Consider the following 4,081-nt stretch of genomic DNA (forward strand, 5'->3'; position numbering starts at 1 on the left):
TTGTTGTTTTGGCATTGTAGAGTTCCGCTCCTTAACTTGATAGGTTTATTCTACAAGCCCTTATTTTTTATGTCCAACTAAGTGTAGACGATCCACCGTCTTAATTCTGATCAATGTATCCACCATTCCTTTCAAATTTAATTTAGCTTTGCCTGCTCTGCCTGCTTTATCAGGAGCTCAAGCCTATCACGTGAGGTCTTTAGATATTCGGTGTACTCCTTATTGGCCTGCTCATACTATTTAAGGGAATCCTCGTAGCGCTGGTTAAGCTGTTTCTCTTTGATGCCGTTCATAATATCCAGGCTGATTGTTATGATCAAAACAATGATCAGTAGCAAATGGAGCGAGCTTATCGCTGAATCTTTTCACCGGTTCACCTTCTTTCTCTGAAATGCAAATAGACCACTCTTTTATGAGCAGCCTGTATGAATGGTTTTATGCGATTGTATATGCAGAAGAAAATGAGATGCTTATATATATCTTTATATTTTTCTTTAATGTTTCTTTTAGTTATCTTAGGTGGAGAACTCTCCACCACTAATGGTGGAGAATCATACCCCATGGTGGTGGAGAACTCTACCCCAAGGATGTTTTAGCTAGTGGTGTAGAGTTATACCCCAAGAGCATTCATATACACTGTATATCGTGTATGAATATTCATAATGAAGAACATTAAATAAGCCACCCTGGTTAATGGATGGCTTGATATCCTATAGTCACTCTTGGATGAATCCAATTCTTTTCTTTGGCTCTTCTGGGTTGGCTTTGGGAATAGCGACTAAAAGGAAACTTATTTGATTAACATGTTGATACAACTCTACTGGAGATCCATTATCCATTAAGAACCCTGTAAATTTCACCAGTTTAGCTCCTTTATGCCCAATTCCCGTTATGTTGATTGTCATTGTCTGACCAAAAGATGCTAGCATAACACCAACCTCTTGATCCGGGTCTAATCCCCTCTGATAATCTTGAGCAGATTGAAACAACTGTTCAGATATCGTTTCCGCCTCAAATTTCATATTACTCAAGTCAACTGTCGGTAGCCTCGGCGGCTCAAAAGACGGTAAATTGAAAGAAAATTTGTCCATTGTTTTTCACCTCCCATAACCACAATTCGGTGTTTGGAAGATAAATCCTGCTAATTTCGCAAGAGTAAAAGCCACCCAGGTTATTGGATGGCCTTATGTATTCCTTATGAGATTTTTAACATATTTAATCAAAGGTTAGAATTCCTCTTCTTCAAATTGAGTAAGTGCAACCTCTATTTGAGAGATTTCATCTTCAATTTCAGACATATGGCGACTATTACTTTCCGTAGAAAAGCCCTCTCGAATTAAAATCAATTCTTCCAATTTGCTTTCGAGTTCTTCCTGTGTCATTTCCTTGATATTCAAACGGGATCCTCCCACTACCATGATTTGGTGAAAGTATTGAAAAAATTTGAACGAAATGATACTCATGAATTAAGCCAAACATTTTAAGAATTAGGCTCGATTTTGAATATCCTTAATAATCTCAAGCTGCCCCTTTACATCACGATTCGATCTTTTAACTGCTGAAATCGAATCGTTTATGTTCTCGATAAAGAAATCAAAGTCTTTTTTCGAGTACAGAACTTCTCCCGCCTTAAAGATAGCAAGCTGCTCAAGTAGCTCTTTATATAGCCTTGATTGTTCGCTCTCCAAATCTTTAAGCTCTTGAGTGACCCGATCTAATTCTTCCGGGTCCATTTGTAAGTATTCTTCGCGTTCTTCCAGTTTTCTCACCTCCCACCACCTTAATTCGGCAAATAGGAGGAAAATCCTGCAAAGCGGAGAAGCGGACTTGAACCGCCACTGCCGGCCGATAACAGCCGGAGTGCTACATTAACACTAACCCCGCATGATGCCCCTGCCAGGCCGCAGGAACGCGTTTCCTACGGCTTGGGCTTACAGGGCTGGTATTTGCCCGTCCTGACCTAATGCGCGTGGGACGCGTCCTCAGACGGCCATGACAGGTGGTGTTGATGTAAGAGGCCAAGGGGAAGGAATCGAACCTCCCAGTCGCTGGCCGTAGCCTGCAGGTTTACCGTTAACCGACCTTGGCACATAATGTGCCGGCATTTCCTTGGGCAGCCGGCGAGGCCCCCGCGATCCTCTCTTTAACCGCTGCGGTCACGGCTCTAGGGGGAAATGAACCCCAACAAGAAGGAGCCTGTACGAAAGCAAAAGAGCAGCCTGCCCGCCTGTTCTACCCTTGCGACTCTTGGCCGTCAAACGGGTGATTGCTAGTGTCGGGTGCTGCTCTCTTTGTTTTCCATGCTACAAGAATAACACGTAAAAACAGTAATGAAGCAACTTAAAAACGTTATTTTTTAGGAATTATTTAGTTATAAATAATCCGTGATCACCCAAAATGATTAACTTATTGATCATTTTAGTTAATTTGTGTATTATAGTGGTCAATAGGAGCGTGATAATCCAATGATTGACAATAAGCTCAGTGAGGTTATGGGCCGTCAGCGATTAAAAATTTCTCATGTAGTTGAAATGACTGGACTAGCTCGTAACACTGTATCCGAGCTTTATCATGGGCGAGCTAAACGTGTTGATTTAGAAACATTAGATAAGCTCTGCAAAGCGTTGGGGTGTAAGAGTATCAGTGAAATTGTGGAGTACCGCGAGGAGGGTAAGCATTTAAATGACAGTATTTAAAGACGACTCACTTAAAAAGAACAAATGGTACTTCGTCCTAGAGGTCGGTGACGGAAGCAAACGGAAACGTGTTAAGCGGAGAGGATTCAAGCGCAGACAGGATGCTGAAGAAGCTGAAAGAGAATTAAAGAACAAATTAAGTGGCGGCCTTGACCTCGCCGGATCTAAAACACTATATAAGGATTACATGGCCGATCACTTGAGAGATAAAAAGCTATCTGTCCGTGAAAGCACCTTAAAAACGTACTCTGCTTTAGTCAATAATCACATACTCCCTACCCTCGGGGATTTACAATTGGGTGAGATCAAGCCCAGGCACATCCAAAACTTATATAATGAACTATCAGAGTCGGGCAGATTATCTGATGAGAACATCCAAAAAGTGCATTCTATTATAAATGAATCTCTCAATAAAGCTGCTGGGTATGACATGATCATTAAAAACCCCGCAATGGCAATCAAACGGCCGAAAGCTGAGAAAAAAGAAATGCTATACTGGACAGAACAAGAATCTCACAAATTTTTGAACTCCGCATTGAGAGAAGATGCACGCTATTACTGCGCTTTCTTATTAGCTTTAACAACGGGTATGCGTCAAGCTGAGATACTTGGGTTACGGTGGACGGACATAGACCTTGATAGACGCATTATTTCTGTATCTCAAACAATCAGCCATGATGGCAAGAAGTTTCAAGCAGACACTAAAACAACAGCTGGCAGACGTTCCATTGGAATAGACATCAATACTGTTACTGCCCTTAGAACACTAAAACACCGTTGTAATGAAGAAAAGATGCGGAACAAACTCATTTATGAGGATAACGGCCTGGTTATTTGCACATCTACCGGAACAAAAGTAACACCTCGGAATTTAAACAGATCCTTCTGTATTTTCCTTGAAAAATCCGGTGTCAAGAGGATTCGATTCCATGATCTGCGACATACACATGTAGTTATGCTGTTGAAGGCCCGCGAGAATAACAAGCGAATTGCGGAGCGCATGGGATGGTCGAGTGTCAAAATGATTGACAGGTACTCTCACATCATGCCAAATATGCAGCAGGATACAGCTGATTTGTTCGGCAGTGTATTTTTCAAAAATGGTGCCGTTTCTGGTGCCGCAAAAGAGATAAGATGAGGAAAACAGAGGAAGTCAGGGCTGTATAGGATATGAGACAAAACCGCACAGCGGTACGGGTTCGGAGGAGACGGGAAGTATCAGTAAGTATGCGCCTATATCTTGACAGGGTAGGGGTCATGGGTTCGAACCCCATCCGTCCTATACGTGAGAAGGGGCTGTCCCATAAGTAGATATTCTACTGGTAGTGACAGGCTCATTCTCTTCTCAAAAGTCTAAAATTTAAACAGAGCAGCGATTCTCCTGT

Annotated in this window: 5 protein-coding genes and 1 tRNA gene; 2 read left to right on the forward strand and 4 right to left on the reverse strand. The window is 42.0% G+C overall.

Going from position 1 to position 4,081, the window contains the following annotated elements; translation table 11 throughout:
• Nucleotides 1-716: 716 nt before the first annotated feature.
• The 4 genes from M2108_RS31150 to M2108_RS31165 form a co-directional block, all read right to left on the reverse strand.
• Entirely contained in the window at nucleotides 717-1,091 is a 375-nt protein-coding gene (locus tag M2108_RS31150; protein WP_277473342.1) for a DUF6173 family protein, read from the reverse strand.
• Nucleotides 1,092-1,226: 135 nt separating this feature from the next.
• The gene (locus tag M2108_RS31155) at nucleotides 1,227-1,397 is read right to left on the reverse strand and encodes a hypothetical protein (protein WP_277473341.1); all 171 of its coding nucleotides are present in this window, start codon (nucleotides 1,395-1,397) and stop codon (nucleotides 1,227-1,229) included.
• 90 nt (nucleotides 1,398-1,487) lie between these two features.
• Nucleotides 1,488-1,769: a hypothetical protein gene (locus M2108_RS31160; protein WP_277473340.1), complete on the reverse strand. Its 282-nt coding sequence runs from the start codon at nucleotides 1,767-1,769 to the stop codon at nucleotides 1,488-1,490.
• Between the two features lie 247 nt (nucleotides 1,770-2,016).
• Nucleotides 2,017-2,088: transfer RNA gene (locus M2108_RS31165), tRNA-OTHER, on the reverse strand.
• A gap of 377 nt (nucleotides 2,089-2,465) precedes the next feature.
• Between M2108_RS31165 and M2108_RS31170 the strand changes: the two genes are divergently transcribed.
• Complete coding sequence (locus M2108_RS31170) at nucleotides 2,466-2,696, forward strand: helix-turn-helix domain-containing protein (protein ID WP_277473339.1); 231 nt, start codon at nucleotides 2,466-2,468, stop codon at nucleotides 2,694-2,696.
• Nucleotides 2,683-3,834, forward strand: coding sequence for a site-specific integrase (locus tag M2108_RS31175; RefSeq protein ID WP_277473338.1), 1,152 nt, complete (start codon nucleotides 2,683-2,685; stop codon nucleotides 3,832-3,834). Before M2108_RS31170 ends, M2108_RS31175 begins: the two co-directional genes overlap by 14 nt.
• The last annotated feature ends 247 nt before the right edge of the window (nucleotides 3,835-4,081 follow it).

Origin of the sequence: Paenibacillus sp. PastM-3 (assembly GCF_029893965.1) — a bacterium.
Lineage (GTDB): Bacteria > Bacillota > Bacilli > Paenibacillales > Paenibacillaceae > Paenibacillus_AQ.